The organism is Exilibacterium tricleocarpae (genome assembly GCF_007004655.1).
In the GTDB taxonomy this organism is placed as follows: Bacteria; Pseudomonadota; Gammaproteobacteria; order Pseudomonadales; family Cellvibrionaceae; genus Exilibacterium; species Exilibacterium tricleocarpae.
In genome coordinates, this window is record NZ_ML660088.1 from 449388 (window position 1) to 468078 (window position 18691).

Here is an 18691-nt window from a genome sequence, read left to right on the forward strand (position 1 = left end):
CTGTGGGGATAGGCTGTAGGGCTATGTTCAACTGTGCCGCAGCAACCGGCTGAAGATGCGCGTCAGGTCGCGCAGTGAATTGCACGGCTCCACCTGCGAACAGAAAGGGGCGTAGTCCCGCATAATGGAGTCACCGGTATTCCAGCTGACCCGACTCTCCGGGTTGAGCCAGATGACCCGGCGGCTGCGCCGATAGACCCGCTCCCACACCCCGGCATTGCCGTCGGCGTCATTGTTGCGGGCATCGCCAAGCATGATCACTGTTGTCTTGTTGTCGATATCGCTGAGCAGGTGGGCGTCCAGCTCCCGCAATGCCCGGCCGTAGTCCGTAGACATATTACCCCAGTTGTTCAATAGGTCTGACACCGCCGCTTCCAGCTCCAGTTCGGCAAAGCAATCGGTCACCTCGGTCAGTGCGGCGGTGAAAACAAAAGATCGCACCCGCGGCATAACGTCCTGCAGGCTATAGAGAAACAACAGCAGAAAACGCGCGACCCGGCTCACCGACCCGCTCACATCACAAATGGCCACCACCTTGGGCCGATCGATGCGCACCGACTTCCAGCGGGTGCGAAACTGTATACCGTCGAACGCCGCATTGGCAGCTATGGTTCTGCGCACATCCAACAGGCCCCGTTTCGCCACCTTGCGGCGCCGGGCGTGCTGCGCCGCCAACTGTTTGGCAGCTTTGCGCACCAACCTGGTCATATGCTGGTAGTGGTGTAGATCGATATTGGTGAGCCTGACTTTCTGCAACGACTCGTCCTGTAAACGCCTGCCCTGTTGCCCGGCAAACAACAGGTACTGTTGTTCCACATAGTCTTTGACCTGATCGACCAGTTGCTGGCGACGGTGCTGCAGCCTGGTCAGCAACAGCTGCTGCCCGAGGTCTGCAGGGTTCTGATTCAAGGTATTGATTTCGCGGTTTAAGGCATCCATGCCCAACCGCTGTAACACGTCATAGCTGTAGCGACTCTTTTGGGTAAACACCTGAATTTGGTTGACCCCGGCCTCCCGCGCCGCCGTCGCCACCGCCAGGGAGAGTTCGGCGGCATCGCCATCGAGCAATTGCCGGCCCAACGCGGAGACAACCGCAGCGGCGGCGTCGCCGTCCGCGATCAGCGGCATCGGGTCCTCGGGGTTTTGCGCCGCAGTGGCGTCAGCACCGACCGGCTCATCAACTTCCGCCCCGGGCGCACCCGGAACCTGAAAGTAGCGGTCGAACAATTGTTCGTACAGATATTTCTGGTCTTGCGATTTAGCCAGTACCAGACCCAACGCCGTTTTCAGGCGCGGCCGGTCATCGAGACCAATTATCTTCAGGGTATGCAGAGCATCCAATGTCTCTGCCGGCGATACACCCACATCGGACTGGCGCAGCGCAACGATAAATTCATTTAAGACCTGCTGCATGGCGCGCTAGTTTTTCGGATTCAACAGTCGGCCAAGTTCGGGTTCGACAATCTCAATATCCTCCTGGTATTTCAGCAACAGGTTCAAGGTATCCCGCACCCAGGCGCGGTCGAGGGATTCGACATTGAGCAGCAGCAAAGCCCTGGCCCAGTCGATGGTTTCACTGATGGCCGGCGCCTTTTTCAGCGCCATGGCCCGCAACTGATCGACAAACTGAATGAGTTGCTCGCGCAGTTGTCGTTGCATCTGCGGCACCTGGGTGGCGATAATCTGCGCCTCCAGCGCCGGTTCCGGAAAGGGAATATACAGGTGCAGACAGCGGCGTTTCAACGCATCGCCCAGTTCCCGGGTGTTATTGCTGGTGAGCAGGACTATCGGGGTGGATTTGGCCTTGATGGTGCCGATTTCAGGAATCGAGACCTGATAGTCGGACAGCAACTCCAACAGGAAGGCCTCAAATTCCTGGTCCGCCTTATCGATTTCGTCCACCAGTAATATCGCCCCGTCCTCCACCTGCAGCGTTTGCAGCAGGGGCCGCGCCTCGAGAAACTCCGGCGAATAAAAGATATCGCCGAACTGGTGCAGGCGGCTCACCGATTCCTCCAGGCCGCGCGCACCGCGCAGGATATCGCCGAGTTGATCTTTCAACACCTGGGTGTAAAGCAGCTGCTTGCCGTATTTCCATTCGTAGAGCGCCTTGACCTCGTCCAGGCCCTCGTAACACTGCATGCGGATCAAAGGCGCGCCGAGATACTCAGCGGTTTTCTTGGCCAGTTCGGTCTTGCCGACCCCCGGCGGTCCCTCCACCAGGATGGGTTTTTGCAACTGGCAGGCCAGGTACATGGCGGTGGCAATGGCATCGCTGCAAATGTAGCCCAGTTTTTCAAAACCTTCCCGCACTACCTCGGGCGAGGAGATCTTATCGTGATGTTTGATTTTCACCGCTACACCTTAAATCGGGAGACCTGGCCAGTGTAACGCCGAGGGCCCGGCTTATGAACCTAATAATGGTGATAGTGGCCGATTAGTCCGGATGATAGCCTTAGCAGACAGCGAGCCTACCGCTGACATCGCTTTTGCCAGACAAACAGGGCAATGCTGATGGCATTCGCTTCAGATGCTCACTTTCGCTTAAGGTGCCTACTTTTAGTGAAGATGGTGCTAAAAAGATTTTGCGGCAATTTATCAACCCTCACTCGGGTCTTATCGATCTTGATTAAGAAGATCAAGGTTAAGCCTACCTCTGGACAGTGCTTTCAGAAACTCTCGACAGCAGGGATGCTGTCGTGACCACCAAAAGTAGGCGCCTTAAGCGAGAGTAGGCGCTTTAGGCGAGTCCCCATGGATGGGTTCATCGAGGGGACGCCTAGTCCGTGTTTCTGAAAGCACTGTCCAGAGGTAGACCGGTCAATTGGCACAAATCGTCTTAATTAATCGCACTACAGGGCAATGCCATTCACGCCAGCACCAAGACGCAGCCCGCCTTTACACAAACTCCCCATTCGAAACACTTCTTTACCGTCCTTGAACCAACTTTGAGGCCAGCTCAGTAAACTGCAACACATGGATTAACACAGCCCTGACCGCCCACAACCCGAGGATCACACTATGTTTATGTCAATCGCCCTTATCGTCACCCTAGGCCTGCTCACTGCAATCGCAGCTCAGGATCTGGCGGCTTAACCAGCCGCCAAAACCTTTAACGTTCGCCCTGAATAAACAGATATTAGGACCCAGCTCCAGCGGTCTGCCAACACCAGTCTTACTCACGGCGTTTAGCGACTAACCGGCCGCCGCACAATACCGCGCAGACTCTAGCGACCAGTATCGACCAGTCCGCTAGCGCTCGAACTTCTTCGACAGCACTACCGACGTCAGCGTGCGTCGCACCCCTTCCAGTTCCGCCAACCGGTCTATCTGCCGATCCAGATCGGCGGTGGTTTCCTCCTGCACCACGGCAAAGATATCGTATTCACCGCTGATGGAGTAAAGCGCCTTTACCGCCGGGATTTTCTCGATCTGCCTGTTTAACTGGGCCGGCTGCTTCTGATCGGTCGCAATCAGCACATGGGCAACCACCCGGGTATTGAGATAATCCGCCGCAAAGCGGATGGTGTAGCCCTGAATAACCTGCTGCTTCTCCAGCCGGCGCATGCGCTCCTGGACCGTCGCTCGACTGACACTTAACTTCTGTGCCAACACCGTCACACTTTCGCGGCCGTTTTCCGACAATAGCGCCAGCAGTCGCTGATCCAACTTATCCATTTATCAATCTGCCATATAAGCCTGACAATTTGCTCAAAATTATTGCACATCTTGCTCATAGTGACCATACAAATTGATACTCCCCTGTCTTACCATGGCCGGATACCCAGCTGGTCGAGGTCAAAAATGGGCTGTCAAAACACTGCAACGGAGCAACACCATCCCCACCAACCCCTGGAGTTCGCCCATACCTCTCTGCTGGAGGTGCTGCGCGATGGCTATCCCGGTCCGTTTCTGCTGATGGATTCCGCCGTAGTGCGCGACCGGGCCCGCCAGTTCCACTCGGCACTGCCGAATATCGCCCCACATTTCGCGGTCAAAGCCAATCCGGACCTGCGCATCCTCAAAGCCCTGCGGGCGGAGGGGGTCAGTTTTGAAATCGCCTCGCGCCAGGAGCTGGAGTTGCTGTTGCCTCTGGGGGTGGCGCCGGCAGATATTTTTTTCAGTAATCCGGTAAAACCGCGTGAGCATATCGCCGCCGCCGCAGCCGCCGGCGTCGAGTGGTTCGCCATCGACAGCATCGAGGAGCTGCGCAAGGTCCACAGCATCAAGCCCGACGCCAAACTGTACCTGCGCATCTTTACCAGTAATGAGGGTTCAGTCTGTCCGTTGTCGGGCAAGTTCGGCGCCCACCCGGCGGAGATACGGGACATCCTCGCCGCGGCGACCGCGTTGCAGGCCGACCTGGCCGGGGTCACCTTCCATGTCGGCTCCCAGTGCACCAATATCGACAACTGGCGCATCGGTATCCGCGCCGCCCACGATGTCCTGCAGCAATTTTCCGCGGCCGGTCTGACACCGCAACTGCTCGACCTGGGTGGCGGCTTTCCGGTGCGCCTGGGCGACCCGGTGCCGGATATCACCGATATCGCCAAGGTTATCCGGGAAGAACTCGACGCCATCGAGATGCCGCTGCGCCTGATCGCCGAACCGGGGCGTTTTCTGGTGGCGGAGGCCGGCTGTCTGGTCACCAGCGCGGTGGGCACCACGCTGCGCAACAATGAGCGCTGGCTCTATCTGGACGCGGGGTTTTACAGCGGCCTGATGGAACTCAAAGACGGTATTCCCTATATCCTGGACACCGAGCGCAATGGCCGGCCGGTACCCTGGACCATAGCCGGCCCTACCTGCGATTCCATCGACGTCTGTTTCAAGGGTTATTTACTGCCCGACAATCTGGCCGAGGGCGACCTGATCTACGTGCGCAGCGCCGGCGCCTACAGCAGCGCCTGCAGCACCCGCTTCAACGGCTTTCCCTCGCCGGAGGTTCTGGTTATCTGAGCCGCACCTGCAAGCCGATCTTTCAAGCAGCCCCCTCAAGCGGCAGCCAAACTGTATGGTCCGCAGCGATCGGCACTAATAAACCGGCACCTATAACGGTTTGAACTAAGCAAACCGGCGGCGGCCATTATACTTAAAACACGAGTGCGTTAACTATGCAGGCCGCCGCAGTCACGGGCCGGCAACCAACGCAACCACCGTGACCGGAGCGGCCGTATTTTTGCGGGAGATTTGGCCGTGGGCATCGCCATCACACTGAAAAACTACCTTCAAGCCAATCGCGTGGCTTTCGATTTGCTCCACCATCACTATGCGGAGGGTTCACACAATACCGCCTGCGCCGCGCGCATACCGTCGCGCAGCCTCGCCAAAGCCGTGGTGTTTCGGGATGAGGACTTCTACTACACCCTGGCGGTAATTCCCTCGGACAGGAAGGTCCGCCGCCACACGCTCAACCAGATCTTCGACCGCCACCTGGAACTGGCCGACGAGGAGGAACTGGACCGGTTATTCAGCGACTGCGCCCGCGGCGCCGTGCCGGCCCTGGGTCAGGCCTACGGCGTCAACGTCATCTGGGACGAGCAGTTGCTGGACGTGGACGATATCTGGATGCAGGCGGGCGATCACGAGCACCTGATCCATATCAGCCGGCGCCAGTTCGAAATCTTGATGGAAACAACCCTGCGGGAAAAGTTCAGTGCCGAGGCGCCGGGACCGGCGTTAAAAAAAGCCGGTTGATCAAAACGCAGAAGGCGGTATAGGGGGAGAGACAGGCAATTGCAGCGAAAGACGCCCCCGAGCGGGAGCGCCCCTGCGCAGACGCGGCGCTACTGCATGGCCACCAGGGATACCTGGTTGACACCCGCCTCGCGGGCGGCGTCGGCAATCGCCACAAAGGTGGCGGCTTCGGACTCTTCGTCAGCTTTGACAATCACGATACCATTGGGAAACTCGGCGTGCAGGCGCTCGATATTGGCGCGCACAGCCCGTGCATCGATGCGCCGCTGCTCCAACCAGATCTCGTTGGTAGCGGTGACGGTAATCAGGATATTCTGCTCATCGGGATTGGGCGGCGGCGGGTTTTCCTGCTCTTCCGGCACATTCAGATCAATTACGGATTCTTTAATAAAGGATGCCGTCACGATAAAGAAGATCAGCATAATAAAGACGACGTCCAACATTGGGGTCAAGTCGATATCAGAGCTATCATCGCCATCTTTACGACTCTTTTTTCGGCTCACAATAGTGTCCCCTTACAATCTTTAAAAAAGTTATTCGAATTTTAAAGGCGGTAATCTTACCCTGTCTGACGCTACAACACTATTCTTGATTAATGCCTTTGACACCGCCAGCGCCTTAATTGCTTAAAAAACAAACGTTTTATTCCCACCCACTGCCGCTGCCCGCTCAAGGAGCGGATATGACCGACAAGACAAGCTGCCACCGATAGTACATTTGTGCAATCTCTGTTAGTCTGCGGCCATCCTATCCCATAAATCCGGCAGCGGACGGAGGCCAATATGACATCAACGGCTGGCGTGACCGAAGCAACCAGAGAAAAAGTGACCGAGATAGCACAATCCAGTCAAGTTAGCGAAATGTTTAACCGCCAGCGCGACGCCTATTTCAATAACCCCTACCCCACCCTTGAGGAACGCCGCCGCCATCTGCTGGCGCTGGAAAACCTGCTGCGGGACAATCAGGATGCCATCGCCGAGGCGATCGACAAGGATTTCGGCGGGCGCTCCGTGCATGAAACCCAGGCGCTGGAGCTGTTCAGTTCCATCGACGGGCTGCGCGACTGCCGCAAGAAGCTGAAAAAGTGGATGAAACCCCAGCGCCGCCAGGTATCCATCTGGTTCGCCGGGGCCAGCAATACCGTGCTGCCGCAACCGAAAGGCGTGGTGGGCATCGTGGTGCCCTGGAACTATCCGCTGTTTTTATCGATGGGCCCCATCGCCAATGCACTGGCGGCCGGTAACCGCTGCCTTGTCAAAATGGCGGCCAATTCCCAGCACCTGTGCCGGCTGTTGGCGGAGCTGGTGGCGGAAAAGCTGCCGCCGGAGACCCTAACGTTCCTGCCAGGTGTCTCCGCCGCGGAATTTACCGACCACCCTTTCGATCACTTGATCTTTACCGGCTCTCCCGGTGTGGGCAAAACGGTTATGAAAAAGGCGGCCGAATTTCTCACCCCCGTCACCCTGGAGCTGGGCGGAAAATCACCGACGATTATCGCCGAGGACTTCGATATCAAGGCGGCGGCCGAGCGTATCGTGCAGTCCAAACTGTACAATGCCGGCCAGACCTGCGTGGCGCCGGATTACCTGTTCGTGCCCAGGCACCGGGTCGACGAGTTTATCGAGCAGGCCCGCCGCGTGGTCGCCAAGCGCTACGGCCGGCTGGAAACACCGGACTACACCGCGATTATCGACACCCGGGCTTACAGCCGACTACTGCAGACACTGGATGACGCCGAGCGCAAGGGCGCCCGTCCGATCAGCCTGCTGGAAGGGGTACAGCCCGACAACGACCTGCAGAAAATCCCACCCACCCTGTTACTCGATGTCGGCGACGATATGACCGTTATGCAGGAGGAAATTTTCGGCCCGCTGCTGCCGATCAAACCCTATGAGAACCTCGACGATGTGCTGGCGTTTATCAACGCAAAAGAGCGGCCGCTCGCGCTCTACCTGTTCAGCAACGATAAAAAACTACAGCAGCAGGTGCTGACCAACACGATCTCGGGCGGCGTCTGCATTAACGACTGTATGATGCATCCGGCCCAACACGATCTGCCTTTCGGCGGTATCGGCAACAGCGGCATGGGCCATTACCACGGCTATGAGGGTTTTGTGGAGTTTTCCAAATTGCGCCCTGTATTCAAACAGGCCAGGCTGCCCGGCGCTGCTCTGCTGGCGCCGCCCTACGGCAAGCTGTTCGATTTCCTTTATAAACTGATGGTGAAGTAGGGCCTGTTTACACTAAAAGCATCGCCATTCCAGACGTCCCCGGCTAAAACAACTGGAGCTGGAGTTCGCGGGCAGGCGGCGCGGTAAATTGCGAACAGTCGAGTTCCCACTCCCGCCGCGGGACCAGCCCGAGTTTTTTACGGGCCAGTGCGAAACGTTTGGCAATCAGTTCCGCATACACACCGGTGCCGCGCATGCGGGTGCCGTAGGCCGACTGGTAATCCGCACCGCCGCGACTCTGCCGTATCAGGCTGATCACATGCTCGGCCCGCTGCGGATAATGCGCCCGCAACCACTCGTAAAACAACGACTTCACTTCCAGCGGCAGGCGCAGCAGAATATAGTTGGCCGACAGTGCCCCGGCGGCGCTGCAACGCCGCAGCAGAGTCTCAATTTCCGCATCGTTGATCATCGGGATAATCGGCGCCATCAGCACGCCGGTGGGAACGCCTTCGCCGCGCAGTTGCTCGACCAGCTTGAGCCGGGCCTGCGGCGCGGCGGCGCGGGGTTCCAGCCGCCGTTTCAATTCGCTGTCGAGGGTGGTGACACTGATCATCACCGAACACAAGCGCCGCTTTGCCATGGCGCCGAGCAGATCGATATCCCGCTCGATCAGGCCGCCCTTGGTGACAATCGACACGGGGTGGCGCCGGGCATACAGCAATTCCAGCAACTTGCGGGTCACCTGGTAAAACTTCTCTATGGGTTGATAGGGGTCGGTATTGGTGCCAAACACCAGCGGCTTACACCGATAGCCCGGGTGGCGCAACTGTTGCTCCAGCAGTTCGACCGCATTGGCTTTGTAGAACAGCTTGGTTTCAAAATCGAGCCCGGGAGACAAATCCCAATAGGCGTGGGTCGGCCTGGCAAAACAATAAACACACCCGTGCTCGCAACCGCGATAGGGGTTGATCGACTGATCGAAGGGCACATCCGGCGATCCGTTGCGGGCGATGATGCTCTTGGCGTACTCGGGCCGTACATCTGTGGCAACCGAAGTCTCCGCCGCCGGCGAACACCAGCCGTCGTCTTCCCGCAAGGTGTGATAGCGATCAAACCGCTTGGCCGGGTTGGACAGGGCGCCGCGCCCTTTCAACGGCCGCCCGGCACCGGCGTCATCACTGCCATTGGGAGTCGTCATTGCGGACTTGTTCGCTGGTAGAGGATTATCATCACGGACACCCTGAAACACTGTATAAATAAACAGTATATGAGTCTTGCGATAATATGCAATCCCATTCCTTGAGCCGGCGTAGAATTAATAAGGCGGTGATAGTCCGGCGTTTATCGCAACCCGCTATAACACCGATTCACGACGGCATCAAAGTCCGCCGATCAACCGCCAAACCCACCTGCTCCAATTCCAATGCCACAAAGCGGTCGGTGTCGGCGGCGGTCGCCACCTGCAGATGATCGCACCGGTATCGCCACGACCAGACCCGCGCCCAGGGCAGGAACAAGCCCAGCGAAAAGACCACCGCCACGGCATTGGCAAGCACCCTCAGGGCATAGAAAACCCTATCATCGGCAACATCGAAGCGGTGCCCGTCAAGCGCCGCGGCCCGCAACAGGGCATTGCCGTGGCCGACAGCGCAGTGAGAAAAGACGATCACGTAAACAGCGACCGCCAGCAGCAGCCCCGCGGCGCCGGCGACCAGCGACATCACGGCCAGGCCACAGAGCAGGCCGGCCGCCGTGGCGAACACCGAAAGCCGGTAAAAAGAGGCCGGCGTGGCATTGAATTCGAAGCGCCGCAGGCCGTAAAGGTAATTGCGGATCAAAAAACCCTGCTGCCGGTGAACAGCCGCGGGTGCCAGCACCCCCAGCGTCACCAGTGCCAGCAGCGGCCAGCCCAGAAACGCCCGGCCGGCCTCCAGCGCCGATCCCCGGAAGCCGAAGCGGATATTGCGATAGGCGCTGTTGTGAGCATTAAACGCCAGCGATCGAACCAGCAGCCAGGGCGCGAGTACCACCAGTCCCGCCAGCAACACCAAGCCGAGGGCCTGGGACACAGTTAAGGCCAACACCACGGCGGCAATCGCGGCCGTGACAGCAATACGACTTTTGAGAATGCTGAGCGGGCTGGCCAGATACTCAAACGACATGTCGTCCAACCGGGTGCGCTCATAGACATAGCACTTGCGCCTGACCTTGGCCCAGGCCGAATAGATGCCCAGTGTCACCAGGGTCAACAAGAGATCGGTCAACCATACCTTGAAGTAGTCATTGCCGGCGCCGCTGAAACTAAAGCGCAGGTGGCGTTCCTGCAGTCCCAATGTCACCGGCTCGGCCCGATCCGTAACGACAGTCGCCGCGGGTTGTTGTGCAGGTGGTGCGTCAGGCTGCGGATCGGGTGGTGCGTCAGGCGGCAGTTCAGGTGGCGGCGCCGAAGGCAGCACAGCCGGGGCGACGTCGGCCGCGGCAATCGGGTCGGCCGGCGCCAGTCGGCCAAACGGCAGATGCGGCTCGATGGCGACCAGCACACCAATCTCAGCCAACGCCGTGCAGAATTTTTCCGCGCCCGATTCATCGAGGTCAGATTTCAGCGTCAACTGCTCGGCTGAGAAAATGCGCTCCAGGGTTTTGCGGGTGACCGGAAAGAGTTCCGCAAACCGGCGTTTCACCTTATCGCGATCGAAACCGTCGACAGTTTCCCCGTAGAATACAATATCGAAACGAGCCTCGGGCATCGCGCCTCCCGTTGTTATGTTTTCAGCTCCGCGCCGGCGCACACCGGGCACTGTCGGTCGCGCGCCAGCTTGAGCTGGGTCCACACCATGGCCTTGGCGTCGAGTATCAGCAGGCGCCCCACCAGGCACTCGCCGAAACCGACCAACAGTTTGATGGTTTCCAGCGCCTGCACCGAGCCCACGATACCGACCAGCGGTGCCAACACCCCGCTTTCGGCACAACTGAGATTTTCATCTTCCGCCACATCATAAAGACAGCGGTAACAGGGCGCCCCGTCCACCCGGGCATCAAATACTGCCACCTGGCCCTCGAGCCGGATCGCGGCACCGGAGACCAGCGGGGTTTTTTGCGCCACGCAGGCCCGGTTCAGCGCAAAGCGGGTAGTGAAGTTGTCCGAACAGTCCACTACTACATCGGCAGTGCCCACTTCCGCCAGCAGCCGCTGCTCGCTCAAGCGGCACTCGAGCGCCACAATATCGACCGCCGGATTGAGTTCGCGCAGCGTGGCCGCCGCCGATTCCACCTTGGCCGCGCCGATGCGCGCGGTGCGATGGACGATCTGGCGCTGCAGGTTACTCAAATCAACCCGGTCAAAATCCGCCAGGACCAGGCTGCCCACTCCCGCCGCCGCCAGATACATGGCCACCGGACTGCCGAGGCCACCCAATCCCACCACCAGCACTCGCGCGGCGAGCAGCTTTTCCTGTCCCTGGAGATCGATCTCCGGCAACATAATCTGGCGGCTGTAACGTAATAGTTCGTCGTCGTTCATGGCTTTTCACCCGTCTGCGCCCGGTCCTGAAAGAATAGTTGGCAGGCGCCCCTCGGTCATTCGCTCGCATCCGGCCATATCGGTATGTGTCGCTGTTTGGACAAAGCCGCAACGCCGCAACAGCGCCCGCACGGCAGCGCCCTGGCGGTAGCCGTGCTCCACCAACAGCCAGCCGCCGGGCTCGAGCCGCCCGCACGCCTGTTGCGCAATGGTGTCGATCGCCGCCAGGCCACCGGCAGCGGCCACCAGCGCGCTGCGGGGCTCGAAGCGCACATCACCGCGTTGCAGGTGGGGATCGGCCGCATCGATATACGGCGGATTGCTGACCACCATATCCAAACGCGCGACCGCATCAAATGCCGCCAGCCAGTTTCCGCGTTGCACTGTCACATTGTCGAGCCCCAGGCGGCAGCGATTCTGCTCGGCCAGCGCCACCGCCGCGGTGCTGGCATCCACGGCAAACACTTGCCACTGCGGCCTTTCACCGGCCAGGGCCAGGGCGATGGCGCCGCTGCCGGTACCGAGATCGATGACCCGGCAGGGGGTTGGCGGCAGCAACTGCAGGGCTCTTTCCACCAGGCACTCGGTCTCCGGCCGCGGAATCAGCGTAGCATCATTAACCTGCAACGACAGCGACCAGAATTCTTTCTCACCGAGTATATAGGCAATGGGAGTACCCGCCAGGCGCTGCTCGATGTAGGCCGCAAACAATGCCCTTTGGGTGCCGTCGAGTTCTCGCTCCGGCCAGGTATAGAGATAGGCGCGATCGCGCTCCAGTACCCGCGCCAGCAACACCTCGACATCGAGGCGCGGCGACTCGCTCACCGCCGCCAGTTCCGCAGCCCGCTGTAAACAGTCGCCGATGGTCGCCACGGATTACCCGGCTAACGCTGCCAGTTGGTCCGCCTGATACTCGTTGACCAGGGGCTGCACCACATCCCCGAGACCACCTTCCATCACTTCCGCCAGCTTGTACAAGGTCAAATTGATACGGTGGTCGGTCACCCGGCCCTGGGGATAATTATAAGTGCGAATACGTTCGGAGCGATCGCCGCTGCCCACCAGATTGCGCCGTTCATCGGCAATCTCCTGCGCGGCCTTTTCCTCCTGCACCGTATTCAGCCGGGCCGCCAGCAGCGACATGGCGCGGGCGCGGTTTTTGTGTTGCGATCGCTCGTCCTGGCACTCGACCACAATGCCGGTGGGCAGATGGGTAATGCGAATCGCCGAATCGGTTTTATTGACGTGCTGACCGCCGGCGCCACTGGCGCGGAAGGTATCGATACGCAGGTCCGCCTTGTTAATATTCACCTCTGCCACCTCGTCGGCTTCCGGCATCACCGCCACGGTGCAGGCGGAGGTGTGGATGCGGCCCTGGGACTCGGTTTCCGGTACCCGCTGCACCCGGTGCGCGCCGGACTCGAACTTCAACTGCGAATAGACCCCGCGGCCCACGACCCGGGTAATTATTTCTTTATACCCGCCGTGCTCCCCGGCGTTCTCGCTGAGGATTTCCACCTGCCAGCCGCGGCTCTCGGCAAATTTTGAATACATGCGAAACAGATCGCCGGAAAAAATCGCCGCTTCATCACCGCCGGTGCCGGCGCGAATTTCCAGGAACACATTCTTCTCGTCGTTGGGGTCCTTCGGCAACAGTAATGTCTGTAGCTCCAGCTCCAGCGGTTCGATCTGCTGTTCGGAGGACTGCAACTCCTCCTGCGCCATCTCGCGCATATCGGCATCGCCGTCTTTGAGCAGTTGCCTGGCTTCCTCGACATCGTCGAGCAGTTGCCGGTAGCGGTTATAACACCCCACCACCGGCTCCAACTCCGCATATTCCTTGCCGAGCGATCGAAACTTGTTCTGATCGCCGATGATCTGCGGATCGCCGAGCAGCGCACCCACCTCGTCGTAACGTTCCTGCAGGTTTTCCAGTTTTTCCAGTATTGACGCTTTCATTATTTCTCGCTTCAGTGAGACCGGCCGCCGCCAGGATTACTCCTGTTCCATATCGTCCTGGGTCAGTTCAAACAACTCCTGGGTAACGCCAATCATATCACTGCGGCCGGTGGCACTGGCCTGCTTCAGTTTCGCCGTGGGCGTGTGCAGCAACTTGTTGGTCAGGTTGCGGGCAAGCTGGGCCAGCACCTGCTCGGGATCGCCGCCGGACTGCAACAGCCGCTGTGCCTTGGCCAACTCCTCATCGCGCAACACTTCCGCCTTGCGCCGGTAGGCCTTGATGGTGGATACCGAATTCAGCGCCCGCAACTCATCCAAATACAGCGCTACCCCCTGATCGATAATGGTATCGGCTTTGCGCGCCGCCTCGCGGCGCGACTTGCGATTCTCCTCGATCACTTCGCGCAGATCGTCCACCGTGTACAGATAGACGTCTTCCAGTTCCCCCACTTCGGCCTCGATATCCCGCGGCACGGCGATATCGACCATAAAAATCGGCTGGTGTTTGCGCCGTTTCAACGCCGATTCCACCGCCCCCTTGCCGAGCAGCGGCAACTGACTTGCCGTGGAAGAGACGACAATGTCGGCCCGGTACAACTGCTCGGGAATATCCGCCAGCAGTATCGCCTCGGCGCCGAAGCGACGGGCCAGCTCTTCGGCCCGGCCCAGGGTGCGGTTGGCCACGATAATCTTTCTCACACCTTGCTGGGACAGGTGTCTGGCCACCAGTTCGATGGTCTCGCCGGCGCCGATAAGCAGTGCTGTGTCCTGTTTCAGGTCGGAGAAAATCTGGCTCGCCAGACTCACTGCCGCATAGGCCACCGATACCGGATTTTCACCGATGGCGGTTTCGGTGCGCACGCGCTTGGCGATACTGAAGACCTGCTGAAACGCCCCGTGCAGCTTGGCGCGGATCGTGCCCATGCCATGGGCCACCGCATAGGCCGATTTCATTTGCCCGAGTATCTGTGGTTCTCCCAGCACCAGCGAGTCGAGACCACAGGCCACTTTCATCATATGGCGAATGGCCGCTTCCCCCCGATGCCAGTAGTGATAGGGCTCAATATCGGCCAGTGACAAATGATGGTAACGGGCCAGCCACTCCATCAGCAAAGCAGACGGCTCGACACCGGCCGCCTGCGCGCAGGCATAGATTTCCGTGCGGTTGCAGGTGGAGAGAATCGCCACTTCCTCGAGTCCGGCCGAGCGTTGCACATCCGCCAGCGCATCGCTCATCTGCTCGGGTGCAAAAGCCACCCGCTCGCGCAGGGCCAGCGACGCTGTATTGTGATTGATCCCGAATGCCAACAATGCCATGGATTATCTTTAAAAAACGGAACTTGTTTATAAAACCGCTGATCTATCTATTGTATAGCTGGTGTAGAGCATCATGCGGCAATGGTTATGAGCCAATAGTTATCAGGCAATAACGGCACCGCACTCACGCAAACCTCAAAAGGACTAAAAGGCGACATTCTCCCGGTACAGCAAATCGCTGGCAAGGAAAAAAGCGATTTGCGGGCCGACGGTCGGTTACCGGGACCGTATGGACGGTATCAGGTTGAATCCGCAAACCGCAAAACCCCGTATATCCGGGGGGTACACTTATACCAGCGCCTGTGACCAACTCCCGCAATTGCGCGCAGAGAAGTGTACGTAGAGAGATACCTTTGCCTTATAATAATCCGTCCACCGACTAGGAAGCACAACGCTTGCGAAATTCCATGAAAGCACCCAATGCGCTGGCAGTGGCCGTTATCGGCACGCTTACCCTCTACGGCTGTGCTACCCAGACGCCGGTTCCCGTGACCGAAACACCGGTCGAAGTCGTGCCGGAGCCGGTGGTAGAAGCTCCGCCGCGGCCGTTTCCAGCGGAAACGCTCTACGCCCTGCTGGTGGCCGAAATGGCAGGCAGCCGCGAGCGTTATGATATAGCCCTCGGCAACTATATCCAGCAGGCCCACAAGACCCGCGACCCCGGCGTCACCGCCCGCGCCACCCGCATCGCCCGCTTTTTGGGCGCCCGGCAGGCAGCATTGAACACGGCGCTGCTGTGGGTGCAACTGCAACCCGACAACCGCGAGGCGCGCATGATTGCCGCCACAGAGCTGGCGCAGGCCGGCCGCCTGCTGGAGGCCTTCGAACAATCGAGCCAGCTGCTCGCGCTGGGCAGCACCCCTATCTTTCAAACCATAGCCGCCAGAGCCGTACAGGTCACTGACACCCAACGCGAGCAATTGCTGGAGCAGTACCAAATGCTACTGTTACAACACCCGCAAAACATGCAACTGCTGGTAGGTCGGGGGCTGCTGCTGCAACAGCAGACGGAATTGGAAGCGGCTCTCGACAGTGCCCGCCAGGCGCTGGCTCAGGACACCACCTATATCCCGGCGGCTATCCTCGAGGCGAAGCTGTTGCACCAGTTGGAGATGCCGGAGCAGGCGTTGGAGCGCCTGGTGCAGCTGCTGCAGCAATTCCCCGAAAACAAACGCCTGCGCCTGCAGTATGCCCGCCTGCTGGCCAACTACGACCTGGAACAGGCGCACCGGCAATTCAGCCTGCTGGTGGAACAGTCACCGGACGACCCGGAACTGGTGTTTTCACTGGCATTGGTCAGCAATGAACGGGGTTTGAAGGAAGAGGCGCGCCGGTATTTCGAGCGCCTGTTGACACTCGGTCACCGGCGCTCATCGGCGCACTTCTATCTGGGCCGGCTGGAGGAGGAGAGTGAAAACTACAATCAGGCCCTGCAGCACTACTGGCAGGTGGAACCGGGCCCCGACTTCCTGCCGGCAATACTGCAATCGACCGATATACTGGTGCGGCAAAACAGCCTCGGCGAGGCCAACGAGCGGCTCGATAAACTGCGCCAGCGCTTTCCGGACCAGGCCGAGCGCTTCTACCTGCTGGAGTCGGAAGTCCTCGGCCAGCACGATTACCTGGACGAGGCGCAATCCCTGCTGACCGGCGCGCTGCAGCAAAACCCCACCAGTGCCAAACTGCTCTATGCGCGCGCGATGATCAACGAAAGGCGCGATCTACTGGATGTCATGGAGCGCGATCTGCGCACCATTCTCAAATACGAACCCAACAACGCCACCGCTCTCAATGCCCTCGGCTACACCCTGGCCGATCGCACCACCCGCTATGAAGAGGCGCTGGAGCTGATCAGCCAGGCACTCGATATCAGGCCGGATGACCCGGCCATTATCGACAGCATGGGCTGGGTACACTACCGCCTCGGCAACTTTGACGAGGCGCTGCTGCGCCTGCGCGAGGCCATGAAGGCCTATCCCGACCACGAGATTGCCGCCCATCTCGGCGAGGTGCTCTGGGTGCTCGGCCGCGAGCAGGAGGCCCGCGAAATCTGGCGGGAGGGATTGCGGCTCAACCCCAACAGCGAAGTGATTCCCGCCACCATGCAGCGGCTGCAAAAACAAGTCAGTGAGGACAGCGGCAAGTGACCTTCACAGGCTTGTGCCGCCGCAGTCTGTGGCTGGTGCTGGCGGCGCTGCTAGGCGGCTGCGCCGGCCAGCCCAAACTGCCGCCCATCGACAACTGGGACGCTTATCAACAGCAACTGGCGCAGTTACATAACTGGCAGTTGCGCGGCAAGCTGGGGGTTCGCATGCCGGCGGATTCCGGCAGTGTCACCCTGGACTGGGAACAGGAAGCAAGTCTCTACGCCATTCGCCTGAGCGGCCCGTTCGGGCAGGGCACCACCTGGATTCGCGGCAATCGCCGGCAGGTGCAGCTCGAGCAGGCGGGCCAGCCGCCGCTGTCGGCCGGCACACCGGAGGAGTTGATTCAAAGCGCGCTCGGCTGGGACATTCCTGTGCGCGACCTGTATTACTGGGTCAGGGGAATTCCCGCTCCGCGCGCGCCGGTGGCTTCGCAAGAGAAGACCGCCAACGGTGCCCTGGCCTATCTGGAACAATCCGGCTGGCAACTCTCCTACAGCCGCTATAACACTGTGGGCCCCTGGCAGTTGCCGGGCAAAATCGTGGCGATCCGCGACCCTCTGAAACTGACACTGGTTATCAGACAGTGGGAGGTGGGGGATCGATAGTGTCACCTCCTTAAGCAAATATGTGTCAATTGATCGGTCTGGCACTGACTGGGGCCTTCAGAAACTCTCGACAGCAGGGATGCTGTCGGGAAGTCCCCAGGGACGGGTTCACGACGTGTTTCTGAAGGCCCCAGTCAGTGCCAGACCTACCTTCAGTACGCTTAATTGAGGTCGGTTCGATGGGATCGGGGATCGATAAACTGATGCAAATACTCTCAATGAAGTGCCGTTGATGCCCGACCTGACTCTTCCCGCTCCGGCCAAGCTCAACCTCTTCCTGCATATCACCGGCCGCCGGCCCGATGGCTATCACAACCTGCAGACCCTCTTTCAACTACTGGACTACGGCGACCAATTGGATATCAGCCTGCGCAGCGACAGTGAAATTCGCCTGCAACCGACCCTGCCCGGGGTGCCGGAACAGGACAATCTGGTGGTCAAGGCAGCTCGCGCCCTGCAACAGGCCACCGGCGCCCGCCGCGGTGCGGATATATACCTGCACAAGCGCCTGCCCATGGGCGGCGGCATCGGCGGCGGCAGCTCCGATGCCGCCAGCGCCCTGATCGGGCTCAACCATCTCTGGAACTGCGGCTTGTCCCGCCCGGCACTGGCCGCTTTAGGCGCCCGCCTGGGCGCCGATATCCCGGTCTTCGTGGAGGCTCGAACCGCCTGGGCGGAGGGTATCGGCGAGCAGTTGCAAGCCATTGAAATGCCTGAGAAATGGTTCCTGGTATTGGCCCCCAAATGCACGGTATCGACGGCCTCGATTTTTTCCCGCAGGGAATTGACAAGAGACACGACGGCCATTACAGTAGCGGCCTTTCTTGAGCGGGGTGGTCGAAACGACTGTCAGGCACTGGTAGCGGGCCTTTATCCCCCGGTGGATGAGGCGCTGCGCTGGCTAAGTCAGCACAGCCCGGCTCAGATGACGGGAACAGGCGCGTGCATATTTGCCGCTTTCGCATCGGCCGCACAGGCACAGGCAGTACTGGCGCAGCGACCGGCACATATACCGGGTTTCGTGGCGAAGGGTATCAACCGCTCACCGGTTTATGACCGACTCCCAATGTCGTAACACATGTCAGGTCTTATTACATGCTAGACCTTATATAAAGGCGTTGTACAAGCTACTGGGGTGTAGCCAAGCGGTAAGGCAGCGGGTTTTGATCCCGTCATGCGAAGGTTCGAATCCTTCCACCCCAGCCATTTTCCAGGCTATATTTTCACACATGGATTTTCACATAAGGTCCCGCACCTCACATCTGCAAACCC

16 protein-coding genes and 1 tRNA gene are annotated in these 18691 nt (G+C 59.5%); 7 read left to right on the forward strand and 10 right to left on the reverse strand.

Translation table 11 applies throughout. From position 1 onward, the window contains the following. Positions 1 to 27: 27 nt before the first annotated feature. The 3 genes from FKG94_RS04495 to FKG94_RS04505 form a co-directional block, all read right to left on the reverse strand. Positions 28 to 1413, reverse strand: a complete 1386-nt coding sequence (locus tag FKG94_RS04495; protein WP_142902987.1) for a VWA domain-containing protein — start codon at positions 1411 to 1413, stop codon at positions 28 to 30. A gap of 6 nt (positions 1414 to 1419) precedes the next feature. Continuing rightward, positions 1420 to 2355 (reverse strand): AAA family ATPase, encoded by a 936-nt coding sequence (locus FKG94_RS04500; protein ID WP_142902988.1) that lies wholly within the window; start codon positions 2353 to 2355, stop codon positions 1420 to 1422. Between the two features lie 897 nt (positions 2356 to 3252). Further along, on the reverse strand, positions 3253 to 3678 hold the full coding sequence (locus FKG94_RS04505) for an Lrp/AsnC family transcriptional regulator (RefSeq protein ID WP_142902989.1): 426 nt from the start codon (positions 3676 to 3678) through the stop codon (positions 3253 to 3255). Between the two features lie 126 nt (positions 3679 to 3804). Between FKG94_RS04505 and FKG94_RS04510 the strand changes: the two genes are divergently transcribed. Next, the gene (locus tag FKG94_RS04510) at positions 3805 to 4959 is read left to right on the forward strand and encodes a type III PLP-dependent enzyme (RefSeq protein WP_142902990.1); all 1155 of its coding nucleotides are present in this window, start codon (positions 3805 to 3807) and stop codon (positions 4957 to 4959) included. 237 nt (positions 4960 to 5196) lie between these two features. Next, positions 5197 to 5697, forward strand: coding sequence for an aminoacyl-tRNA deacylase (locus FKG94_RS04515; RefSeq protein ID WP_142902991.1), 501 nt, complete (start codon positions 5197 to 5199; stop codon positions 5695 to 5697). An 89-nt stretch (positions 5698 to 5786) separates the two neighbouring features. Here FKG94_RS04515 and FKG94_RS04520 read toward each other — a convergent pair whose 3' ends face one another. Then, positions 5787 to 6200: an ExbD/TolR family protein gene (locus FKG94_RS04520; protein WP_142902992.1), complete on the reverse strand. Its 414-nt coding sequence runs from the start codon at positions 6198 to 6200 to the stop codon at positions 5787 to 5789. Between the two features lie 279 nt (positions 6201 to 6479). On the opposite strand from FKG94_RS04520, the gene FKG94_RS04525 reads away from it, so the two are divergent. Beyond that, positions 6480 to 7928 carry a coniferyl aldehyde dehydrogenase gene (locus FKG94_RS04525; protein WP_142902993.1) on the forward strand — a complete coding sequence of 483 codons (1449 nt, stop codon included), beginning with the start codon at positions 6480 to 6482 and terminating at the stop codon, positions 7926 to 7928. Positions 7929 to 7971: 43 nt separating this feature from the next. Here FKG94_RS04525 and FKG94_RS04530 read toward each other — a convergent pair whose 3' ends face one another. From FKG94_RS04530 to hemA, 6 genes are all read right to left on the reverse strand, one after another. Beyond that, complete coding sequence (locus FKG94_RS04530) at positions 7972 to 9069, reverse strand: PA0069 family radical SAM protein (RefSeq protein WP_142902994.1); 1098 nt, start codon at positions 9067 to 9069, stop codon at positions 7972 to 7974. 169 nt (positions 9070 to 9238) lie between these two features. Then, a complete protein-coding gene (locus FKG94_RS04535) occupies positions 9239 to 10618 on the reverse strand; it encodes a YjgN family protein (RefSeq protein ID WP_142902995.1) in 1380 nt (459 codons plus the stop codon). Positions 10619 to 10632: 14 nt separating this feature from the next. Beyond that, on the reverse strand, positions 10633 to 11391 hold the full coding sequence (moeB, locus tag FKG94_RS04540; protein WP_142902996.1) for a molybdopterin-synthase adenylyltransferase MoeB: 759 nt from the start codon (positions 11389 to 11391) through the stop codon (positions 10633 to 10635). Positions 11392 to 11397: 6 nt separating this feature from the next. Beyond that, on the reverse strand, positions 11398 to 12264 hold the full coding sequence (prmC, locus tag FKG94_RS04545) for a peptide chain release factor N(5)-glutamine methyltransferase (RefSeq protein WP_142902997.1): 867 nt from the start codon (positions 12262 to 12264) through the stop codon (positions 11398 to 11400). Between the two features lie 3 nt (positions 12265 to 12267). Further along, the gene (prfA, locus tag FKG94_RS04550; RefSeq protein WP_142902998.1) at positions 12268 to 13350 is read right to left on the reverse strand and encodes a peptide chain release factor 1; all 1083 of its coding nucleotides are present in this window, start codon (positions 13348 to 13350) and stop codon (positions 12268 to 12270) included. Positions 13351 to 13386: 36 nt separating this feature from the next. Beyond that, positions 13387 to 14667 (reverse strand): glutamyl-tRNA reductase, encoded by a 1281-nt coding sequence (gene hemA / locus FKG94_RS04555; RefSeq protein ID WP_142902999.1) that lies wholly within the window; start codon positions 14665 to 14667, stop codon positions 13387 to 13389. A 407-nt stretch (positions 14668 to 15074) separates the two neighbouring features. Between hemA and FKG94_RS04560 the strand changes: the two genes are divergently transcribed. The 4 genes from FKG94_RS04560 (at position 15075) to FKG94_RS04575 (ending at position 18625) form a co-directional block, all read left to right on the forward strand. Next, positions 15075 to 16814, forward strand: coding sequence for a tetratricopeptide repeat protein (locus FKG94_RS04560; RefSeq protein WP_142903000.1), 1740 nt, complete (start codon positions 15075 to 15077; stop codon positions 16812 to 16814). Beyond that, positions 16811 to 17419, forward strand: coding sequence for a lipoprotein insertase outer membrane protein LolB (gene lolB / locus FKG94_RS04565; protein WP_142903001.1), 609 nt, complete (start codon positions 16811 to 16813; stop codon positions 17417 to 17419). Before FKG94_RS04560 ends, lolB begins: the two co-directional genes overlap by 4 nt. Positions 17420 to 17651: 232 nt before the next feature. Next, positions 17652 to 18494, forward strand: a complete 843-nt coding sequence (gene ispE, locus FKG94_RS04570; RefSeq protein WP_142903002.1) for a 4-(cytidine 5'-diphospho)-2-C-methyl-D-erythritol kinase — start codon at positions 17652 to 17654, stop codon at positions 18492 to 18494. Between the two features lie 56 nt (positions 18495 to 18550). Further along, positions 18551 to 18625: transfer RNA gene (locus tag FKG94_RS04575), tRNA-Gln, on the forward strand. The last annotated feature ends 66 nt before the right edge of the window (positions 18626 to 18691 follow it).

What these genes read in the sequence shown, in the direction of transcription:
- FKG94_RS04535 (WP_142902995.1), bottom strand. Translation starts at nt 10,618, where the DNA reads ATGCCCGAGGCTCGTTTCGATATTGTATTCTACGGGGAAACTGTCGAC.
- FKG94_RS04510 (WP_142902990.1), top strand. Translation starts at nt 3,805, where the DNA reads ATGGGCTGTCAAAACACTGCAACGGAGCAACACCATCCCCACCAACCC.
- moeB (WP_142902996.1), bottom strand. Translation starts at nt 11,391, where the DNA reads ATGAACGACGACGAACTATTACGTTACAGCCGCCAGATTATGTTGCCG.
- prfA (WP_142902998.1), bottom strand. Translation starts at nt 13,350, where the DNA reads ATGAAAGCGTCAATACTGGAAAAACTGGAAAACCTGCAGGAACGTTAC.
- FKG94_RS04505 (WP_142902989.1), bottom strand. Translation starts at nt 3,678, where the DNA reads ATGGATAAGTTGGATCAGCGACTGCTGGCGCTATTGTCGGAAAACGGC.
- FKG94_RS04525 (WP_142902993.1), top strand. Translation starts at nt 6,480, where the DNA reads ATGACATCAACGGCTGGCGTGACCGAAGCAACCAGAGAAAAAGTGACC.
- FKG94_RS04560 (WP_142903000.1), top strand. Translation starts at nt 15,075, where the DNA reads ATGAAAGCACCCAATGCGCTGGCAGTGGCCGTTATCGGCACGCTTACC.
- FKG94_RS04530 (WP_142902994.1), bottom strand. Translation starts at nt 9,069, where the DNA reads ATGACGACTCCCAATGGCAGTGATGACGCCGGTGCCGGGCGGCCGTTG.
- ispE (WP_142903002.1), top strand. Translation starts at nt 17,652, where the DNA reads ATGCCCGACCTGACTCTTCCCGCTCCGGCCAAGCTCAACCTCTTCCTG.
- FKG94_RS04495 (WP_142902987.1), bottom strand. Translation starts at nt 1,413, where the DNA reads ATGCAGCAGGTCTTAAATGAATTTATCGTTGCGCTGCGCCAGTCCGAT.
- hemA (WP_142902999.1), bottom strand. Translation starts at nt 14,667, where the DNA reads ATGGCATTGTTGGCATTCGGGATCAATCACAATACAGCGTCGCTGGCC.